The organism is Sphingobium sp. LMA1-1-1.1 (genome assembly GCF_040676365.1).
Taxonomy (GTDB): domain Bacteria; phylum Pseudomonadota; class Alphaproteobacteria; order Sphingomonadales; family Sphingomonadaceae; genus Sphingobium.
In genome coordinates this window covers 423,245-442,535 of record NZ_JBEGHS010000034.1, presented here as the reverse complement: position 1 = coordinate 442,535, position 19,291 = coordinate 423,245, and the positions used below count along the sequence as shown (strand labels likewise).

Annotated in this window: 22 protein-coding genes; 12 read left to right on the top strand and 10 right to left on the bottom strand. The window is 65.4% G+C overall.

Features of this window, described 5'->3' with window-relative positions; all coding sequences use genetic code 11:
* Positions 1-193: 193 nt before the first annotated feature.
* Positions 194-583, top strand: a complete 390-nt coding sequence (locus MRBLMA1_RS16210) for a DUF1801 domain-containing protein (protein ID WP_363738067.1) — start codon at positions 194-196, stop codon at positions 581-583.
* An 83-nt stretch (positions 584-666) separates the two neighbouring features.
* Here the strand turns inward: MRBLMA1_RS16210 and MRBLMA1_RS16205 are convergent, their stop codons facing one another.
* The 3 genes from MRBLMA1_RS16205 to lepA form a co-directional block, all read right to left on the bottom strand.
* On the bottom strand, positions 667-1,350 hold the full coding sequence (locus tag MRBLMA1_RS16205; RefSeq protein WP_363738237.1) for a hypothetical protein: 684 nt from the start codon (positions 1,348-1,350) through the stop codon (positions 667-669).
* 173 nt (positions 1,351-1,523) lie between these two features.
* Positions 1,524-1,910, bottom strand: coding sequence for a PH domain-containing protein (locus MRBLMA1_RS16200; RefSeq protein WP_044660367.1), 387 nt, complete (start codon positions 1,908-1,910; stop codon positions 1,524-1,526).
* 104 nt (positions 1,911-2,014) lie between these two features.
* Entirely contained in the window at positions 2,015-3,820 is a 1,806-nt protein-coding gene (gene lepA, locus MRBLMA1_RS16195; RefSeq protein WP_363738065.1) for a translation elongation factor 4, read from the bottom strand.
* A 188-nt stretch (positions 3,821-4,008) separates the two neighbouring features.
* Here lepA and MRBLMA1_RS16190 point away from each other — a divergent pair, with 188 nt between their 5' ends.
* Complete coding sequence (locus tag MRBLMA1_RS16190) at positions 4,009-4,779, top strand: CsgG/HfaB family protein (RefSeq protein WP_363738063.1); 771 nt, start codon at positions 4,009-4,011, stop codon at positions 4,777-4,779.
* A 124-nt stretch (positions 4,780-4,903) separates the two neighbouring features.
* On the opposite strand, the gene MRBLMA1_RS16185 is transcribed toward MRBLMA1_RS16190, so the two are convergent.
* Complete coding sequence (locus MRBLMA1_RS16185) at positions 4,904-5,356, bottom strand: DUF6456 domain-containing protein (RefSeq protein ID WP_363738061.1); 453 nt, start codon at positions 5,354-5,356, stop codon at positions 4,904-4,906.
* Positions 5,357-5,452: 96 nt separating this feature from the next.
* Between MRBLMA1_RS16185 and MRBLMA1_RS16180 the strand changes: the two genes are divergently transcribed.
* From MRBLMA1_RS16180 to modA, 3 genes are all read left to right on the top strand, one after another.
* Positions 5,453-6,016: a helix-turn-helix domain-containing protein gene (locus tag MRBLMA1_RS16180; protein WP_133653944.1), complete on the top strand. Its 564-nt coding sequence runs from the start codon at positions 5,453-5,455 to the stop codon at positions 6,014-6,016.
* 130 nt (positions 6,017-6,146) lie between these two features.
* Positions 6,147-7,322 (top strand): glycosyltransferase, encoded by a 1,176-nt coding sequence (locus tag MRBLMA1_RS16175; protein WP_363738059.1) that lies wholly within the window; start codon positions 6,147-6,149, stop codon positions 7,320-7,322.
* A gap of 103 nt (positions 7,323-7,425) precedes the next feature.
* The gene (modA, locus tag MRBLMA1_RS16170; RefSeq protein WP_363738057.1) at positions 7,426-8,199 is read left to right on the top strand and encodes a molybdate ABC transporter substrate-binding protein; all 774 of its coding nucleotides are present in this window, start codon (positions 7,426-7,428) and stop codon (positions 8,197-8,199) included.
* Positions 8,200-8,237: 38 nt separating this feature from the next.
* Here modA and MRBLMA1_RS16165 read toward each other — a convergent pair whose 3' ends face one another.
* Positions 8,238-8,984, bottom strand: a complete 747-nt coding sequence (locus MRBLMA1_RS16165; RefSeq protein ID WP_363738055.1) for an HAD-IIB family hydrolase — start codon at positions 8,982-8,984, stop codon at positions 8,238-8,240.
* A gap of 122 nt (positions 8,985-9,106) precedes the next feature.
* Between MRBLMA1_RS16165 and modB the strand changes: the two genes are divergently transcribed.
* On the top strand, positions 9,107-9,805 hold the full coding sequence (gene modB, locus MRBLMA1_RS16160) for a molybdate ABC transporter permease subunit (protein WP_363738053.1): 699 nt from the start codon (positions 9,107-9,109) through the stop codon (positions 9,803-9,805).
* On the top strand, positions 9,795-10,403 hold the full coding sequence (locus MRBLMA1_RS16155) for an ATP-binding cassette domain-containing protein (RefSeq protein WP_363738051.1): 609 nt from the start codon (positions 9,795-9,797) through the stop codon (positions 10,401-10,403). Before modB ends, MRBLMA1_RS16155 begins: the two co-directional genes overlap by 11 nt.
* A gap of 42 nt (positions 10,404-10,445) precedes the next feature.
* On the opposite strand, the gene MRBLMA1_RS16150 is transcribed toward MRBLMA1_RS16155, so the two are convergent.
* The 5 genes from MRBLMA1_RS16150 to thiS form a co-directional block, all read right to left on the bottom strand.
* The gene (locus MRBLMA1_RS16150) at positions 10,446-12,095 is read right to left on the bottom strand and encodes a beta-3-deoxy-D-manno-oct-2-ulosonic acid transferase (protein ID WP_363738049.1); all 1,650 of its coding nucleotides are present in this window, start codon (positions 12,093-12,095) and stop codon (positions 10,446-10,448) included.
* A gap of 269 nt (positions 12,096-12,364) precedes the next feature.
* Positions 12,365-12,805, bottom strand: coding sequence for an HIT family protein (locus MRBLMA1_RS16145; protein WP_363738047.1), 441 nt, complete (start codon positions 12,803-12,805; stop codon positions 12,365-12,367).
* 108 nt (positions 12,806-12,913) lie between these two features.
* Positions 12,914-13,549 carry a CoA transferase subunit B gene (locus MRBLMA1_RS16140; protein WP_363738045.1) on the bottom strand — a complete coding sequence of 212 codons (636 nt, stop codon included), beginning with the start codon at positions 13,547-13,549 and terminating at the stop codon, positions 12,914-12,916.
* Complete coding sequence (locus MRBLMA1_RS16135; RefSeq protein WP_363738043.1) at positions 13,549-14,259, bottom strand: CoA transferase subunit A; 711 nt, start codon at positions 14,257-14,259, stop codon at positions 13,549-13,551. The genes MRBLMA1_RS16140 and MRBLMA1_RS16135 overlap by 1 nt, the downstream gene beginning before the upstream one ends.
* 131 nt (positions 14,260-14,390) lie before the next feature.
* Positions 14,391-15,392, bottom strand: a complete 1,002-nt coding sequence (gene thiS / locus MRBLMA1_RS16130) for a sulfur carrier protein ThiS (RefSeq protein ID WP_363738041.1) — start codon at positions 15,390-15,392, stop codon at positions 14,391-14,393.
* Between the two features lie 110 nt (positions 15,393-15,502).
* Here thiS and aroQ point away from each other — a divergent pair, with 110 nt between their 5' ends.
* The 5 genes from aroQ to MRBLMA1_RS16105 all read left to right on the top strand — a co-directional run bounded on the left by aroQ (position 15,503) and on the right by MRBLMA1_RS16105 (position 19,254).
* On the top strand, positions 15,503-15,943 hold the full coding sequence (gene aroQ / locus MRBLMA1_RS16125; protein WP_133653307.1) for a type II 3-dehydroquinate dehydratase: 441 nt from the start codon (positions 15,503-15,505) through the stop codon (positions 15,941-15,943).
* A gap of 84 nt (positions 15,944-16,027) precedes the next feature.
* On the top strand, positions 16,028-16,507 hold the full coding sequence (accB, locus tag MRBLMA1_RS16120) for an acetyl-CoA carboxylase biotin carboxyl carrier protein (RefSeq protein ID WP_363738038.1): 480 nt from the start codon (positions 16,028-16,030) through the stop codon (positions 16,505-16,507).
* Positions 16,508-16,521: 14 nt separating this feature from the next.
* Complete coding sequence (gene accC / locus MRBLMA1_RS16115) at positions 16,522-17,874, top strand: acetyl-CoA carboxylase biotin carboxylase subunit (protein WP_133653305.1); 1,353 nt, start codon at positions 16,522-16,524, stop codon at positions 17,872-17,874.
* A gap of 13 nt (positions 17,875-17,887) precedes the next feature.
* Complete coding sequence (arsC, locus tag MRBLMA1_RS16110; protein ID WP_363738036.1) at positions 17,888-18,232, top strand: arsenate reductase (glutaredoxin); 345 nt, start codon at positions 17,888-17,890, stop codon at positions 18,230-18,232.
* A 293-nt stretch (positions 18,233-18,525) separates the two neighbouring features.
* Positions 18,526-19,254 carry an alpha/beta fold hydrolase gene (locus MRBLMA1_RS16105; protein ID WP_363738034.1) on the top strand — a complete coding sequence of 243 codons (729 nt, stop codon included), beginning with the start codon at positions 18,526-18,528 and terminating at the stop codon, positions 19,252-19,254.
* Positions 19,255-19,291: the final 37 nt, after the last annotated feature.

Below are 19,291 nucleotides of genomic sequence, written 5' to 3'. Positions count from 1 at the left end.
CATCGCTACGCCATTTTCGTTCGCCGCGATCGGTCCAAAGCGGGTTTCGATCTGATTGAATCAGATCGCCGCTCCGGATTCCTTGTTTCCGCGATTTCTTAACCAGCGATCGGTTCCGATCGCCTGGAAATCGCTCTAAAGCGTTCTTCCGGCTGATGAAATCGCCTTGCGCAGCCGGCGAAAGGACCGCTCGATGAACGACACCCCCACTCCCTCCGCATTGATCGACCAACGCATTGCGGAACTCGGCGACTGGCGCGGCGAAACGCTCGCCCATGTTCGCGCGCTGATCAGGGAAGCCGATCCCGAGGTGGTCGAGGAATGGAAATGGCGCGGCGTTCCTGTCTGGTCGCATGACGGCATCCTCTGCACCGGCGAAAGCTACAAGGCGGTGGTCAAGCTGACCTTCGCGAAGGGCGCGGCGCTGGCGGACCCGGCGGGCCTGTTCAACGCCAGCCTCGACGGCAATGTGCGCCGCGCCATCGATCTGAGGGAGGATGAGCCGATCGATGCGGACGCGTTCAAGGCGCTGATCCACGCCGCAGTCGCCCTCAACCGGAGCAAGCAGAAGAAGAAGGGCTGAGATCGGGAGCCGGCGCTCCTCTCCTCGCTGGCGCACGCATCTCAGGGTCGATCACATGCTGCGAGAATGCAGCGCGCGCCTGATCAACATTCCAGCCCTATCAACGTCCCGCTTCCGATCCGGCCGACATAGCGCTTGCCGTCAATCTCCAGCCAGTCCGGCGTCACCTCCAGCCGGCGACCGCGAATGGTGGTGCGCAGATGCTCGACGGCGATCCGGTTGCGCGCGACGATGCGCAACACCGCCAGCCCCTCGCCACGCGCCGCCATCATGCTGTAACGGTCGCCGCGCAGCAGGAAATGCCAGCTACCGTCGGTCGGTATCCATTCATTGCCGTTCACCACCTGAACCGGCTCGCCATCCGCGCCGCCCATGCGCACGCTGATCCGCGTCGCGCCATTGCTCCGGCGGGGCGGAGCGAAGATCAGGATCGGCTCTCCCTCCAGCGTCAGCGGAATCGGCGTATCCCTCAAAAGTTGCGATCCGCCCATGATCAGCGATGGCAGATCCGGTGAAAAGGGCAGGCGGTCCCGCGCGAAATGACGCTGCCGCACCACCGGATTGGCGTGGAACCCCTGCACCTGCATCGGCGTCAGGCGACCTTCCTCGACCAGCCCGTGACAGGTCGGGCAGAGCAGCGTCACCCCATGACCTTCGGGCAGGCGAAGATAGCGGTAGATGGTCACGCCGCACCGGACGCAGGCGAAACCGCAAGCCTGACGTATCTCGTCCTGCTGCTGCGCGGTCAGTTCTGGCAGCGACGGCATCACACGCAAGCCCATGCACGACGACCCCTTGCTATCGCCTGCCCGCGCCACTGCGGACCGGCGTTCCTCCGGCGTCCTTCCTGCTGGCCGTGGGCGCTCCAACGCGCCCCTTCTCGCTATTGCGCTATCGTTGGAATAAATGCGGACAAGTCAAGAGGCTGCTCACCGATCTCCTACCGCTGGGGCAGCAGGTCGAGGTTGCGCGATGCGGCGATCGCCCGGATGCGGTCGGGCCGCGGCATGGATTTGATGGCGATTTCCGCCATGTCGCCGGCGCTGAACAGCTCGACATTGCCGACATTGAATATCCGCTGGCCCAGCGTCTGGGTGATGCGCACGCTGCGGATGCTGGAAAGCGCGATCTCCGTCCGCTGCTTGGCGAGCAGACCCCGTTCCAGCAGCACTTCCCGGTCGGAAAGCGCCAGCCGCTCCCCCTTGTGCAACACCCACCACACACCGATGGCAAGGATGCCGACAACGGAAATCAGCAGCAGGATGAACAGGAAGGGATGGGCGCGGAACATCGCGGGATGCTCGTCATACAGCCATGTCTCGCTCATGCCGGTTTCCTATAGCTTGCCGCCTGCATTGACCATGGACGCCCCGCCGCCGTCAAGGGCGCGGGACACTGCAACTGCAACCGTCTGGCGGCGGAAGGAACAGCCTAGCTGTCATCCCCCATGCGCAGCGCGGCGATGAACGCTTCCTGGGGAATCTGGACCGAGCCATATTCCCGCATCCGCTTCTTGCCTTCCTTCTGCTTCTCCAGCAGCTTCTTCTTGCGCGTGATGTCGCCGCCATAGCATTTCGCGGTCACATCCTTGCGCATCGCCGCGATCGTCTCGCGCGCGATCACCTTGCCGCCGATCGCCGCCTGGATCGGAATCTTGAACAGGTGCCGGGGGATCAGGTCCTTCAACCGTTCGCACATGCCGCGCCCGCGCGATTCGGCGGTGCCACGGTGGACGATCATGCTGAGCGCGTCGACCGGCTCATTGTTGACGAGGATGCTCATCTTGACCAGGTCGCCTTCCCGCGCCCCGATCTGGTGATAGTCGAAGCTGGCATAGCCGCGCGAAATCGACTTCAGGCGATCGTAGAAATCGAACACTACCTCGTTGAGCGGCAGTTCATAGGTCACCTGGGCGCGCCCGCCGACATAGGTCAGGTTCTTCTGGATGCCGCGCCGATCCTGGCACAGCTTCAGGATCGAACCCAGATATTCGTCGGGGCAATAGATCACCGCCTCGATCCACGGCTCCTCGATATAGTCGATATGGTTGGCGTCGGGCATGTCCGCCGGATTGTGCAGGTGCCGGATCGTCCCGTCGTTCATGTGGATTTCGTACACGACCGACGGCGCGGTGGTGATGAGGTCCAGGTCATATTCACGGCTCAACCGCTCCTGGATGATCTCCAGATGCAGCAGCCCCAGGAAGCCGCAGCGGAAGCCGAAACCCAGGGCCGCCGACGTCTCCATCTCGAAGGAGAAGCTGGCATCGTTCAGCCGCAGCTTGGAGATCGATTCGCGCAGCTTCTCGAAATCATTGGCGTCCACCGGGAACAGGCCGCAGAAAACCACCGGCTGCACTTCCTTGAAGCCGGGCAGCGGCTCCTTCGCCGGATTCTTGACCGTGGTGATGGTGTCGCCGACGCGGGTCTGGCTGATATCCTTGATCTGCGCGGTGATGAAGCCGATCTCGCCCGGCCCCAGCTCGCTCAGTTGCTCGATCTTCGGCCGGAAGCAGCCGACACGGTCGATCAGATGCTCGGTGCCGCCGATCATGAACTTGATGTTCTGGCCCTTCTTGATCACGCCGTTGACGACGCGCACCAGGATGACGACGCCCAGATAGGGGTCGTACCAGCTGTCGACCAGCATCGCCTCCAGCGGCGCTTCGCGATCACCCTTGGGCGCGGGGATCTTGGCGACCACCGCTTCCAATATGTCGTCAATGCCGATCCCGGCCTTGGCGCTCGCCAGCACCGCCTCCGATGCGTCGAGGCCGATCACTTCCTCGATCTCCGCCTTCACCTTCTCCGGCTCGGCGGCGGGCAGGTCGATCTTGTTGATGACGGGCACGATCTCATGATCATGCTCGATCGACTGGTAGACATTGGCGAGCGTCTGCGCCTCCACCCCCTGCGCGGCGTCCACCACCAGCAGCGCGCCCTCGCACGCGGCAAGCGATCGGCTCACCTCATAGGCGAAGTCGACATGGCCCGGCGTGTCCATCAGGTTCAGTTCGTAGGTCTCACCGTTTTTCGCGACATAGTCGAGGCGCACGGTCTGCGCCTTGATGGTGATGCCGCGCTCCTTCTCGATATCCATGTTGTCGAGCACCTGCGCGCTCATCTCGCGGTCGGTCAGGCCCCCGGTGCGCTGGATCAGGCGGTCGGCCAGGGTCGACTTGCCATGGTCGATATGGGCGATGATCGAAAAGTTGCGGATGTGCGAAAGGTCGGTCATGGCCCGCGCCGATAGCAGTCATTTGCGGGCCTGTCAGCAGGCTCTCGCCGTGAGCCCGCCCGTTAAGGCTATGGCGGCGATAACCGTTTGCATTGCTTGCGCGTCTGCGCGGTTGTGCTAGAGGATGGGTCCAATATCGGGGCGCTACAAATCAAAACCAGTTCAGCAACTTTCAGGGGTGCATGACAATGCGTGTGTTCGCGAAGTTCATCGCTGCCGCAGCCGGCCTGGCTGTCGTGGCTTCTCCGGCGATGGCCGCCGACAAGGGTTCGTCCGCCCGCCAGCAGCAGGCGAAGAAAACCGCCGAAATTCCTCATTGCACCCGGCGCCTCGGCACGGTGGCGATCGTCGAGCCGGACAACCAGTGGTGGCGGGAACTGAACCTGGGCAGCCCGGAGGCGATCCTCAAGGTGTTCATCCAGCAGTCGGGCTGCTTCGGCATCGTCAATCGCGGCCGCGCCATGGCCAGCCGCAATATGGAGCGCGCCATGGCCGACTCCGGCGAGCTTCAGGCCGGGTCGAACCTGGGCAAGGGACAGGTGAAGGCGGCTGACTATTATCTTCAGCCCGACATCGTCTCCTCCAACAAGAATTCAGGCGGCAACGCGCTGGGTGGAATGCTGGGCGGAATGCTGGGCGGCCGCACCTTCGGCGCGCTCGCTGGCGGCATCTCGATCAAGAAGAGCGAGGCCAATGTGACGCTGTCGATCGTCAACGCCCGCACGACCGAGGAAGAGGCGCTGACCGAGGGCTATGCCCGCAAGTCGGACCTGAGCTTCGGCGGCGGCGGCGGCGCGGGCTGGTGGGGCGGTTTCGCCGCGGCCGGCGGCGGCGGCTACCAGAATACGGAGATCGGCCAGGTGATCGTGCTCGCCTATCTGGACGCCTATACCAAGCTGGTAACGCAGCTCGGCGGCTTGCCCGCCAATGCTGCGGCGGCGGCGCCGCGCGCCCAGTAAGCAGGCTGGCGACACCCGCGACCATCGCGGAAAAGGGGCGCTGCCGGAACCCGGTCAGCGCCCCTTTCCTGTTTCTTCAAGGGCAGATTTCGATCTGATTGAACCAGATCGCCTGGAAATCGCTTCAGCTGATGCGGTACCATGCCGCCACGCGATCCAGCGCCAGCGTCAGCACCAGCTTGCCGGCGCGCGTCGGCCAGCCTAGCGCCCTTTCCGCCGCACTCAATCCCTCGCCCGCGCAGACGACCCGCCACAGCACGTCGGCCAGGCCCGGACCCGCAGCGCGAATCGCACCGTCGAATCGCTCCCGGGCGGACAATTGCGCCAGGCCCGGCTCGGCCGCCGCTGCGCCACCGCGCTGCCGCCCCGGCGCAGCGTCCCAGCGCATCGTGACGCGCGGCCCCAGTCCCGCCTTTTCCCAATCGCCCCGCAGCCTGTCCCCGGCAAGATAATGCCGCTCGCTCAAATGCCCCCGCGCATGCAGCCAGGCGAGCGGCGATTCGTGCAGGTTGACCGCGACCTTCTGCGCGCGGCCGAAGGGATCCTCTATGGTCTGTTCGATGCATTGCGTGGCCATGGCGCTTCTCCCTGCAGGAATCGGATGCCAGGGGCTTGCCACGCCGGCCTGTTTGTAGGAAAGCATTAAAACCAAATAGGTAAAGCAGGACATATCATGATCACCCGTATCCGGGAGGTACGCAAGGCCAAGGGGCTGACGCTGGAACAAGTCGGCGCCCTGTGCATCCCGCCCACCACGGCCCAGACCATCGGCCGTCTGGAAACCGGCACCCGAACCGTATCGGTCAACTGGCTGAACCGCATCGCCCAGGCGCTGGGCGTCGCCTCTTCCGAACTGGTCGCCCTGCCCGGCCAGAATGTAGTTCCCGTCGCCGCACTGCTGGGTCCGGAGGGCGCCCGCGCGCCCACCCGCCCGCTCTCTCTTCCCCCGCCCGCCCCGGCCGATGCGATGCTGGGCGTGCAGGTGTCGGGCAGCATCGGGGATTACCGCAGCGGTGATGAAATCTGGTGCCGCCGCATCACGCCGGAGGAATTTTCCAGCGTGCTGAACCGCGACCTGCTGCTGCCGCGCCACGCCGGACGCTTCCTGTTCGGGCGGCTGATCGGGCGGGAGGATGACCGGCTGCACATCCTCCCGCTGGGCAGCGGCACGCGCCAGCAGGTGATAAGTGACCCACCTTGGGGCGCCGTGGCGGTCCAACTGGTCAGACGACTGTAGACAAAGGTGGTTTCATCCTTAACCCTGTCCTGATCATGTCTGCCGAAAACAGATCCGCCCATGCATTTTCACGTCAGGCCGCCTTGCCTGACGATTCGGACAATGCGGGAAAAAGAGATAGTTGGATGCGATGACCCTGAACGTCCTGATGCTGTCGACCCTGTTCCCGGACATGAGCCGCCCGAATTTCGGGGTCTTCGTGGAACGGCAGGCACGCGAACTGGCGAGCCGGGACGGCGTCAGCGTCACCGTGGTCGCGCCGCTCGGCATTCCGCCATGGCCGCTGTCGATGGCGAAGCGCTACGCCGCCCTGCGCGCCCTGCCCGCCAAGGAGAGATGGCAGGACCTGACCGTCCACCGCCCGGTCTTCCCGATCGTTCCCAAATTCGGCGGCCGTTTCAACGTCCACAGCATGACGCGCGCCATATTGCCGCTGGTCAGGCACCTCCATGCGCAGCAGCCCTTCGACGTCATCGACGCCAGCTTCTTCTTCCCCGACGGCCCGGTGGCGCAGCGCCTGTCCCGCGCGCTCGGCATTCCCTATTCGGTGAAGGCCCGCGGCGCCGACATCCATTATTGGGGCACGCGCAGAGGCACGCGCAAGATGGTGAAGCGCGCCGCCGACGATGCCGCCGGACTGCTTGCCGTGTCGGGTGCGATGCGCCGATCGATGGCGCACATGGGCATCGATGCCGACAAGATCCGGGTTCATTATACCGGCGTCGACCTTGATCGCTTCGAAATAAGCGATCGCGCCGCTGCCAAGGAAAGCCTGGGTTTCGAAGGGCCGGTGGCGCTGTGCGTCGGCGCGCTCATTCCCCGCAAGGGGCAGGAGTTGCTCGTCCGCGCACTGCCGCAACTGCCGGGCGTCACGCTGCTGTTCGCCGGACAGGGGCAATATCGCCGGGCGCTGGAAAAGCAGGCGGAGGAGCTGGGCGTCGACCGGCGCATCGGCTTTCTGGGGTCGGTTCCGCACGACCGTCTGCCGCGCATCTATGCCGCGGCCGACGTCATGGCGCTTCCCTCCTCGTCCGAAGGCCTCGCCAATGCCTGGGTCGAGGCGCTGGCTTGCGGCACCCCCATCGTGATCAGCGATGTCGGCGGCGCGCGCGAACTGCTCGACCGTCCGGAGGCCGGGCGGATCGTCGCCCGCGAACCCGAAGCGCTGGCTGCCGCCATAAGCGAAATTCTGGTCGAGCCGCCCGAACGGGAGGCGGTGCGCCAGGCCGCACTGCGTTTCACCTGGGCCGCGAATGGCGACACCCTGCTGGAGCATCTCCGCACCATCGCCGGTCAGCCGGGCTGATCACGCCTTGCCGTCCACGCCGGCGTCGTGACACCTTCATGCGCCTCCGCCTGACCAATGGCAGAACGAGACAAATGGGCGCGAATCTGGCAGAAGCGCGACCATGTCGAAACTGATTCTCCGCGCTCTCGCCTGTATCTCTATATTCTTCCATATATCATGGGTGCCGGCCATGGCGCAGCAGCGTGGCCCGCTGGTGCTGGCCGCCGCCAGCCTGCAGGAGGCGATGACCGCCGCCGCCAATGCCTGGGCGGCCCAGCGCCATGCCCGGCCGGTCCTGTCCTTCGCCGCCTCCTCCGCCCTGGCGCGGCAGATCAGGAGCGGCGCCCCGGCCGACCTGTTCGTCTCGGCCGATGAAGAGTGGATGGACGATGTGGAGAAGGCCGGCTTCGTCCAGCGCGGCAGCAGGGCCGACATGGCGGGCAACCGCCTGGTGCTGATCGCCCCGGCGCGCGCGCCGCTGCAGCTTCGGATCACGCGCGGCATGCCGATCGCCAGGGCGCTGGGCGGCTCGCGGCTGGCCATGGCCAATCCCGACAGCGTGCCCGCGGGCAAATATGGCAGGGCCGCGCTGACCGCGCTGGGTGTTTGGCCCAACGTCGCGAACCGGCTGGCGCTGGGCGACAATGTGCGATCCGCGCTGACCCTGGTGGAACGGGGCGAAGCCCGGCTGGGCATCGTCTATGCGACCGACGCCCGGGCATCGAAGGCGGTTGTGCTGGTCGACAGCTTTCCGGCGGGCAGCCACGCGCCGATCCGCTATCCGCTCGCCCGCCTGAGCGCGAGCCGGAACCCGGAGGCGGAAGGCTTCCGCCGCTTCCTGCTGTCGCGGGCGGGACAGGATATTCTCGCGCGCTACGGGTTCAGCCGGCGTTGATCCCACCCTCCCACCAGCGCGAGAGGGATGTTCATGCCCTATTTCTGGCAGGCGACGATCGCGTCGATCACCGCCAGCGTTTCCTGCGGATCGCGCACCCGCACCGTATCCAGCCCCAGCTCCTTGGCCGGATAGTCGTTGCCACCGGGGAAGATCGCATCGCCGATGAACATCATCGCCTCCAGCGCGATCCCGCTGGCATCGCGCAGCTTTTTGAGGCCATAGGCCTTGTCCACCCCCTCCCGCGTGATGTCGATGGAGGTCGCGCCGCCCATGTTGATGGACAGCCCCGGCAGGCGCTGGCGCAGGTCGGCCTGGATCACCTTGCGCTTGGCGAAGTCAGGATCCCATATTTCCTTGGCATGGATGGGCGCCTGCTGGCCGAGCGCGGAAAAGGTGATCTGGCTGCCGCGATCCTCGATCCGTTCGCCCCACACCTCTTCCGGCACGAAGCCCGTCGCCTCCAGCGAGGCGTCGAACGCCGCCAGGATCGCCTGCTTCTGCGCCTCCTCGAACAGCTCGGCATAGACCGGCGCCCAACGCCCTTCGCGATGGGTGTACAGCTTGGTGCCCGTGGTCGGCATCAGCCACAGGCGCGAACGGTCGGCACGCTCCGGCAGTCGGCTCGCCACCTGCTTGTCGAATTGCGGCCAGTCGCCGCCGGAAATCACCGCGACATGCGCCACCTGCAACAACCGCGCCAGCGCGTTGCCCATCGGCTCGCCCAGCGGCTGCTTGCTCTCCGCCAGCGTTCCGTCAAGGTCGAAGGCGATCAGGTCTTTCATGCGCATGCTCCGGTCTGAAGGGCCGTTCGCCTTTGCCCTCTGGCTCCCTGCGACGCAATGCCGATGACGGGGTTGATGATGGGGGCTGGTGTTTTCCCCTATCCTGCCCGAAAGAGGGCGGCATGATCCTCTCTCCCGAAGAATGGGGCATCGTTACGCTCTCGCTCCGGGTCAGCCTGGTGGCCGTCGGGCTGATGCTGCCGGTCGCCTTCGCCTTCGCCTGGCTGCTTGCCCGTTGGCGCTTTCCCGGCAAGCTGCTCGTCGACGCGCTCGTCCACCTGCCGCTGGTCGTGCCGCCGGTCGTCACCGGATGGCTGCTGCTCGTCCTCTTCGGCGCGAACGGTCCTTTGGGCAGGCTGTTCGAACAGGCGTTCGGCCTCAGCTTCATGTTCCGCTGGACCGGCGCGGCGCTTGCCTCCGCGATCATGGCGATGCCGCTGATGGTGCGCGCGATGCGGCTGTCGATCGAGGGCATAGACCGGCGGCTGGAACAGGCAGCGCAGACGCTGGGCGCGGGCCGGCGGCGCGTGTTCCTCACCATTTCGCTGCCGCTGTCGCTGCCCGGCATAGTGGCGGGACTGGTGCTCGGCTTCGCCCGCTCCATCGGGGAATTCGGCGCCACCATCACCTTCGTTTCCGACGTTCCGGGCGAAACCCGCACCCTGCCCATCGCCATCTATTCCGCCTTGCAGTTGCCGGGCGCGGAAGCGGCGGTGACCCGGCTTGCCGTCATTTCGATCCTGCTGTCACTCGGCGCGCTCGTGACATCGGAGGCATTGGCGCGTCGGGCGAGCGGCGGACGGACCAACCATGTCCTTTGAAATTGCCATCGACCATCGCATCGGCGACCGTCTCATCCACCTGCGGGCACAGGCCGGCGCAGGCCTTGTCGCCCTTTTCGGCCCCTCCGGCGCGGGCAAGACCAGCATCCTCAACATGGTCGCGGGCATCCTGACGCCCGATAACGGCCGGATCGCGGTGGACGGCGAGACGCTGTTCGACAGCAGCGCGGGCATCGACATTCCCGTTGCCCGGCGGCGTGCCGGCTATGTCTTCCAGGACGGACGCCTGTTCCCGCATATGCGCGTGCGCGCCAATCTGCTCTACGGCCGCCATGGCGACGCACCGCTATCGTTCGACGCGGTCCTGGACTTTCTGGGCATCGGCCATCTGCTCGACCGCTGGCCGACGACCCTCTCGGGCGGGGAGGCGCAGCGCGTGGCGATCGGGCGGGCGCTGTTGTCCGGGCCCCGGTTCCTGCTGCTGGATGAGCCACTCTCCTCGCTCGATCCGGGACGGCGCGAGGAAATCCTGACCGTGATCGAACGGATGAAGCGCGATCTCGCCATGCCGATGCTCTATGTCAGCCACGACCGCTACGAAGTCGACCGGCTGGCCGATCAGATCATCGCCCTTTGACGGGAAAGGCGACGGAGGAAGAGCAAGGTCCTGCGCCGGGCATCAACGATGGAAATAATCCGCGGACAAAGTCATGAATCTCTGCAACTTCCCCTGCAAGGTACGCAGCCGGATCAACCATGACGTCGGGGACGGCGCCCCGCTTGCCAAGCGCTCGACCATGATTTCAGGTCCGCATGGCAAACGCGTGACCGGGTCCAGATAGCGTGGGTAGAGAATCAAGGCTCCCGCCACGAGCTGATGGAGCGTGAGCCGGCGCCCGCGGCGTTCATTGGGCACCGCCAGATCACGCGTCAGCCCCCAGCCGGCATAGAAGGGCATGCCGTGGACCGTCACCGGCCGGCCGCGCATCAGCGCCTCGAACCCGGTGAGGGAGGAGAGGACATGGACCTCGTCCACCGTCTGCACCAGCTCCATCAGCGGCGACCCGGTATCGATGGCATCGGCGTGCCCCAGCACCGCCGCATCGCTCAGATGCCCCTTGCGCAGGCCCGCCTGCACGTCGGGATGCGGGCGATAAACGATATAGGCATCTGGCTCGGCCGCCCGCACCCGCTCCAACAGGTCGAGATTGCCCGTCACCCCCGCGCCGCCATATTCGACCGACAGATCATCCTCGACCTGCCCGACCGCCAGCACCGTGCGGCGACCGTGAGGCAGATCGATCATCTGCCCCCCGCCCGCGCCATATTTCGTGACGCCCGACGCCTGGATCATCGTCAGAAGCCGTGCCGCCCGCCGTTCCAGCGCGGGCGTGAAGACCGTGGTCGACAACAGCCTTTCCATATCGCTGGCCGAACGCGCATCATAATAGATGCCTGTCCGGTCGATCACCACCGATCCGGGCGGATGCAGCGCCGCGCCAAGCCCCTTCGACCGCAGGAAGCCATCCTCCACCCGGGCGATGGCCACGCCCTGCCGGCGCGCTTCCTCCAGCATGTCCGGCGTCACGCGCGATGGCCAGACCGCCAGCACGCCATCCCGCCTGGCGGCCCGCCGCAAACCCTTGCGCGCAGGCAGGAAGGGCGGTGACCCCACACCGTCCCACAGGAACCGCCGGATCGCCTCCCGCTTCCAGAGCGCCATGCCGCTTGCCGCCGCAATGCCGTGATTGCCGTCCAGATGACGTCGCCAGTCGGCCAGTTGCGCGACCGCCTGCGCGGCGTCGACATCCTCCCCGCTGAAACAGTCGTGATAGGTCGCCGCCGCGATCGCCGCGCGCGCGCTGTCGCGCAGGGTCGCCGGCTCGATGGCCGCGCCGTCCGCGCCGAAGACCGGCACATGCAGCAGCCCGGCGATGATCGCCAGTTCGTCGTCCGCCGCGGCATGGACAGAGCGCGCGCCCGCGACCAGGGTCCAAAGGTCGGTGGGTTCCGGCAGGGCATGGCCGGGATCGGGATCGGCGCCGGGGCCGGCACCGCCCCCCGATTTCCCCACTATCCCGATCTCCCGCCGCGCCAGTCCGTCCATCAGGGCCTGCGGGACAGCCACGCCTGCCCGTGCCACCAGCCTGATACCGTCGGGCCTGTGCCCCCAGAAGGTGCCGCCGACCCGCGCCTCCGCAACGGCATCAAGCAGCGCGTCAGGGACGGCGACGACGCCTTCCCCATGCCGCCGCACGCGGCTTATCGCCGCACTCGCGGGCGCGACGCCCGGAAAGGGGGGAGAGCGCAGAAATGGTGTCGCGTTCACGTTGAAAAGCCGTCCCCCGTCACGACTATATTAGCGCGAATGGAGCGACGCTTCAGCCACTCGAAAACGCAATCCATACAACAGCTTCTGTGATGGCCCGGGACAAGGACGTCAAGCGGAAGCGCGAAGCGTCATTTCGTCCCGCATGCCGGTGACGATGTCGAGATAATCCCGCCATGTCGATGCCCGCCATGCCGCGATCCGCTCCAGCCCGGAACCTTGAACGGCCTGAGCGCCATGTCAGCGCGCTTTCACGAGCATTTGGCGCATCAGAACTGGGCGCGTATCTCTTCGGCCAGCTTCTGCAGTTCCACCGGATCGGCAAAATCGCCCTGCGCATGGGCGACGAAGCCGCGCTGCTGCCCTTCCCAGCGCGGCACGATATGGAAATGCAGGTGGAACACGGTCTGCCCGGCGGGTGCGCCGTTGAACTGCGCGACATGGATGCCGTCGGGATCCAGCGCCTTGCGGGTGGCGTTGGCGACCTTCTTCACCGTCGCAATCACCTGCGCCAGCGCCTCATCCTCGACTTCCAATATGTTCCGCGCCTTCGACCATTTGGAAATGACCAGGCTATGCCCCTTGGACTGCGGTTGGATGTCGAGGAAGGCATAGCTGTGCTCATCCTCGTAAAGCCTGATCGAAGGGATCTTCCCCGCCAGGATCAGGGCAAAGACATTGCCCTCGTCATAAGTGCCGTCGAGGCTCATCGTGCTTCCTCAGAGCGATTTCCAACTGATCCGACTGGATCGCCGATCGGGGAATCGCGGTAAACAAAAAAGCTTGGCGCTTCGATGCGAATGAATCCGATCGAAGCCCTAAGCCAGATAATGCGCGCTTGTCCTTTCGGCGACGTCGTCTTCTGTCACGCCCGGAGCGAGCTGGACGAGGCGGAAGGGGCTGTCATGGTCGGGCCGCTGGAAGACGCAGAGGTCGGTGACGATCATGTCGACCACATTCCTGCCGGTCAGCGGCAGGGTGCAGGCCGGGATGAACTTGGGGCTGCCATCCTTGGACGTGTGTTCCATGACGACGATGATCTTCTTGACGCCCGCGACCAGGTCCATCGCGCCGCCCATGCCCTTGATCATCTTGCCGGGGATCATCCAGTTGGCGATGTCGCCATTTTCCGCAACCTCCATCGCGCCCAGAACGGTGAGGTCGATATGCCCGCCCCGGATCATCGCGAAGCTGTCCGCGCTGGAGAAATAGCAGCTCTGCGGCAGTTCGCTGATCGTCTGCTTGCCCGCATTGATGAGGTCGGCATCCTCCTCCCCCTCATAGGGAAAGGGGCCGATGCCCAGCATGCCGTTCTCCGACTGCAGCGTCACTTCCACGCCGGCGGGGATATGATTGGCCACCAGCGTCGGTATGCCGATCCCCAGGTTCACGTAGAAACCGTCGCGCAGTTCCTGCGCCGCGCGCGCGGCCATTTCATCTCTGCTCCAGGGCATCAGACGGCCTCCCTCTGGCGGACGGTGCGGAATTCGATCTTCTTGTCATAGGGCGCGCCCACGATCATGCGCTTGACGTAAATGCCGGGCAGATGGATCGCATCCGGATCAAGCGCGCCGGTGGGCACCACCTCCTCCACTTCGGCAACGCAGATCTTCGCCGCCGTCGCCATGGGCTGGTTGAAGTTGCGCGCCGTCTTGCGGAAGATGAGGTTGCCGCTCTCGTCGGCCTTCCAGCCCTTGATGATCGCCACATCGGCAAAAATCCCGCGCTCCAGGATATAATCCTGCCCGTCGAAGACCTTGACCTCCTTGCCCTCGGCCACCGCCGTGCCGACGCCGGTCTTGGTATAGAAGCCCGGAATCCCCGCGCCGCCCGCCCGGCACCGTTCCGCCAGCGTCCCCTGCGGGCAGAATTCCACCTCCAGCTCGCCGGCCAGATATTGCCGCTCGAACTCCTTGTTCTCCCCCACATAGCTGGAGATCATCTTCTTCACCTGCCGCGTGCGCAGCAGCTTGCCCAGACCCTCCCCGTCAATCCCCGCATTGTTCGAGGCAATCGTCAGGTCCTTGACCCCGCTGTCGCGGATCGCGTCGATCAGCCGTTCCGGTATCCCGCACAGCCCAAATCCGCCCGCGCACAAATGCATCCCGTCAAAGAGAAGCCCCTCCAACGCGCGCGCAGCATCGGGGTAAAGCTTGTTCACCATCGCCAGTCCTCCTGTCCGGGAATCCGCCCAAGGAGATAGAAGCAACCCGGCAATGGGTCAATTTGCTGCGATCGCGAAAACATGCGGCCGTGCTCCTGCACAGGCAGGAGCCCAGTTCGGACTTCAGAAAATCAGATCAGCCCCGCCAGCGGGCTCGACGGATCGGCATACATGCGCTTGCCCATGCGGCCGGCGCGATAGGCCATGCGGCCCGCCTCGACCCCCGCCTTCATCGCCGCCGCCATCAGCACCGGATCCTTCGCCTCGGCAATCGCGGTGTTCATCAGCACGCCGGTACAGCCCAGTTCCATCGCCTGCGCCGCTTCGGACGCGGTTCCCACGCCCGCATCGACCAGCACCGGCAGCCTGGTTCCCTCCACGATCAACCGGATGGTCACCCGATTCTGGATGCCCAGGCCCGACCCGATCGGCGCGCCCAGCGGCATGATCGCCACCGCGCCTGCATCCTCCAGCCGCTTCGCCGCAATCGGATCATCGACGCAATAGACCATCGGTTTGAAGCCTTCCCTGGCCAATATCTCCGTCGCCCGCAGCGTTTCCACCATGTCGGGATAGAGCGTCCGCGCCTCGCCCAGCACTTCCAGCTTCACCAGATCCCATCCGCCCGCCTCACGCGCCAGGCGCAAGGTCCGGATCGCCTCCTCGCCCGTGTAGCAGCCCGCCGTATTGGGCAGATAGGTGATCTTCCGGGGATCGATAAAGTCGGTCAGCATCGGCGCCTTGGGGTCCGACACATTGACGCGCCGCACCGCCACGGTGACGATCTCCGCCCCCGAAGCCGCGACCGCCGCCGCATTCTGCTCGAAATCCTTGTACTTGCCCGTGCCGACGATCAGGCGCGATCGAAAGGTCCGGCCCGCCACGGTCCAGCTATCCTCATCCACCGGCGACACATCGCCGCCGCCCACAAAATGCACGATCTCCAGCTCGTCGCCATCCTCGACGCACACCTGCGCCAGGGTCGATCGCGGCACCACCTCCAGATTGCGTTCCACCGCCACCTTTTCCGGCACGAAACCCAGTTCGCTCGCCAGTTCCGCCAGCGTCATGCCCGCGCGGATGCGGCGATGCTCGCCATTGATATGGATGGAGATGGTTCCGTCGACGCTCACTATCCGGTCCTGTCAAACAAGGTGTCTCGACTTGGCGCGACACGAAGGGCTAAAGATCAGCGCGCATATAGGGGCGTCAACGCCCCACCCGCAACCTCAAGGGGACCGTCATGACCGAAACGCGCAAAATCTATGTCCTGAACGGTCCCAACATCAACATGCTCGGCACGCGGGAGCCGGAAATCTACGGCTATGACACGCTGGACGACATTGCCGAGCGAATGGAGGACGCCGCCAACCGCGCCCATGTGGAGATCGATTTCCGCCAGTCCAACCATGAAGGCCATCTCATCGACTGGTTGCAGGAGGCCCATGCGGAGGGCGCGCACGCCGTCATCCTCAACGCCGCCGGCCTTACCCACAGCTCCGTCGCGCTGCACGACGCGATCAAGGCCATCACGGTCCCGGTGATCGAGGTGCATCTGTCCAACCCGCACCGGCGCGAGGAATTCCGCCATAAAAGCTATATCGGCATGGCGGCGAAGGGCACCATCGCGGGCTTTGGCGCCCTGTCCTACATGCTGGCGCTGGAAGCGGCGCTCGAACTGTAACTCGACGCACATAAGTTGCGCTCCGGCGCAAATGCGCATAGGCGCGGGCATCGGAACACGAAATTCACCGTCCAGGGAATGAAAATGAACGACAAGGCTGAAAAGGGCGCAATGCAGGTGGACGTTCAACTGGTGCGCGATCTCGCTGCGCTGCTCGACGACACCAACCTGACGGAAATCGAGGTGGAAGACGGCGACCGGAAGATCCGCGTCGCGCGCAAGGCGGGCGGCAACGCCGCACCCGCCTATATCGCCGCCCCGGCTCCGGTCGCGGCCGCTCCGGTCGCCGCGCCTGCCGCTGCTGCCGCTCCGGCGGAGGCGCCGGCCGCGACCAACGCCATCCGCTCGCCCATCGTCGGCACCGCCTATCTCGCCGCCGAACCGGGCGCCGCGCCCTATGCGGCCGTCGGCTCCACCGTGAAGGCAGGCGACACCGTGCTGATCGTCGAGGCCATGAAGGTCATGAACGCTATCACCGCCCCCCAGGCGGGCACGGTCAAGGCCGTCCTGGTCGATAATGGCCAGCCGGTCGAATATGACCAGCCGCTGATCGTCATCGAATAAGGGCCGCTTCACACATGGCCATTGAAAAGCTGCTGATCGCGAACCGGGGCGAAATCGCGCTCCGCATCCACCGCGCCTGCCATGAAATGGGCATCAAGACGGTGGCCGTCCATTCGACCGCCGACGCCGACGCCATGCATGTGCGCCTTGCCGACGAGGCGATCTGCATCGGCCCGCCGGCCGCGAAGGACAGCTATCTCAACGTCGCCGCGATCATCTCCGCCGCCGAAATCTCCGGCGCGGACGCGATCCATCCGGGCTACGGCTTCCTGTCGGAAAACGCCCAGTTCGCGGAGATCGTGGAGGCGCATAACATCGCCTTTGTCGGGCCGAAGCCCGAACATATCCGCATCATGGGCGACAAGGTGGAGGCAAAGCGCACCGCCGGCGCGCTCGGCCTGCCGCTGGTCCCCGGTTCCGACGGCGCGATCACCAGCGTCGAGGAAGCGAAGGAGGTGGCCGCGAAGATCGGCTACCCCGTCCTTATCAAGGCGGCATCGGGCGGCGGCGGGCGCGGCATGAAGGTCGTGCCCTCCGAAGACCAGCTCGAAACGCTGATGAAGCAGGCAGGCAGCGAGGCGAAGGCCGCCTTCGGCGACGACACCGTCTATATGGAAAAATATCTGGGCAATCCCCGGCATATCGAATTCCAGGTGTTCGGCGACGGCAACGGCAACGCCATCCATCTGGGCGAGCGCGACTGCTCGCTCCAGCGCCGCCACCAGAAGGTGCTGGAGGAGGCGCCCTCCCCCGTCCTTTCCGCCGCCGAGCGCAACCGCATGGGCGAAGTCGTGCGCAAGGCGATGGCCGACATGGCCTATCGCGGCGCCGGCACGATCGAGTTCCTCTGGGAAGACGGCGAATTCTACTTCATCGAGATGAACACCCGCCTTCAGGTGGAGCATCCGGTGACGGAGATGATCACCGGCGTCGACCTGGTGCGCGAACAGATCCGCGTGGCGGAGGGCAAGCCGCTCTCGGTCGAGCAGAAGGATCTGGTCTTTACCGGCCATGCCATCGAATGCCGCATCAATGCGGAGGATCCCAGGACATTCGCCCCCTCTCCGGGCACCGTCACCAGCTATCATGTTCCCGGCGGCATGCACGTCCGCGTCGATAGCGGCCTCTATCAGGGCTACAGGGTGCCGCCTTATTATGACAGCATGATCGGCAAGCTGATCGTCTATGGCCGCACCCGCGAGGGCTGCATCATGCGGCTGAAGCGCGCGCTGGAGGAATATGTGATCGAGGGGATGAAGACCACCATCCCGCTCCACCAGAAGCTGCTGACCGATCCCGATTTCCTCAACGGCGACTATACCATCAAGTGGCTGGAAGAATGGCTGGCAAGGGACGAGGCGCAGTGAAGGCCATGGCGGCATGAGGGCGACCATCTGGCACAATCCGCGCTGCTCCAAGTCGCGGGCGGCGCTCGCGATCCTGGAGGAGGCGCCGGACGTCGATGTGGAGGTCGTCGAATATCTCAAGACCCCGCCCAGCCGCGTCGAAATCGAGGCCGTGCTGAAAAGGGCGGGCGTCCGCCCTTCCGAAGCGGTCCGCAAGGGCGAAGGCGTCGTCAAGGAAATCGGCCTTGATGTGCAGGACGACAAGGCCGTGCTGGACGCGATGGCCGCGCACCCGATCCTGATCGAGCGCGCCATCGTCATCACGGACAAGGGCGTCGTCATCGCCCGCCCTCCCGAACGGGTCCATGAGATTCTCTAGAACGGGTTTCGATCTGATTGAATCAGATCGCCGCTCTGGATTCCTTGTTTTTCGCGATTTCCTGATCAGCGATCGGTTCCGATCGCTTGGAAATCGCTCCAGGACGCCGCTCCTGTCCACATATGCGATGACCGCCGCTGGACATTGCGGGCTGCGACCTGTCGCCTCTATTGGAAGCATCGCTCGGAAAGGGTCGGAACCGGCTCCTTCCGAAATGGTGCGACAACAAGAACCTGCGCCGATTTCCGGACGATTGGTGCCGGGCGCTGGTCAGGCAATCGGAGGATGGCAGAATGGCGCGCTACATATTGATCCATGGCGCCTGGCATGGCGGCTGGTGCTGGGAAGAGATCGCGCCACGGCTGCAAGCGCTCGGACATGATGTTCGCGCGCCCGACCTGCCGGGCATGGGTGCCGACGCGCCATCGGGCCACGTCGCCACGCTCGAGGAATGGGCGATGTTCGTGGCGGGCATGGCCCGGGCCGCGGACGAACCGGCCATCCTTGTCGGCCACAGCCGGGGCGGCATCGTCGTCAGCCGGGCGGCGGAACTGGCGCCCGACGCGGTTTCCCACATCGTTTACCTGGCGGCGGTGATGGCCCTGCCGGGGCAAAGCATGGCGGAGATCTTCGACAACAGCACGGAAGCGCGCACGCCCCATGTCGCGGGCTCCATCAGCATGGCGCAGGACGGCCGCACCAGCCTCTGGCATGACCAGGATACGGCCTTGCGCGCCTTCTACGGCATGACGTCCGAAGCCCAGGCGGCGGCGGCATTCGCGCGCCTGACGCCCGAACCCACCTCCATGCGCGACGCGCCCATCCATCTGACGGCGGCACGCTACGGCACGGTGCCGCGCACCTATATTCATTGCGAACGGGATGAATCGGTCCTGCCCGGACTGCAACGCGCGATGGTGACGGCGCAGCCCTGCGCGACCGCATCCCTCGACACCGATCATTCGCCCTTCTATTCCGCCCCCGACGATCTCACCGCCCTGCTCGACCGCGTGGGCCGCTGACAGCCTGTCCCTTGCGACGCAGCCGCCATCCCGCGCG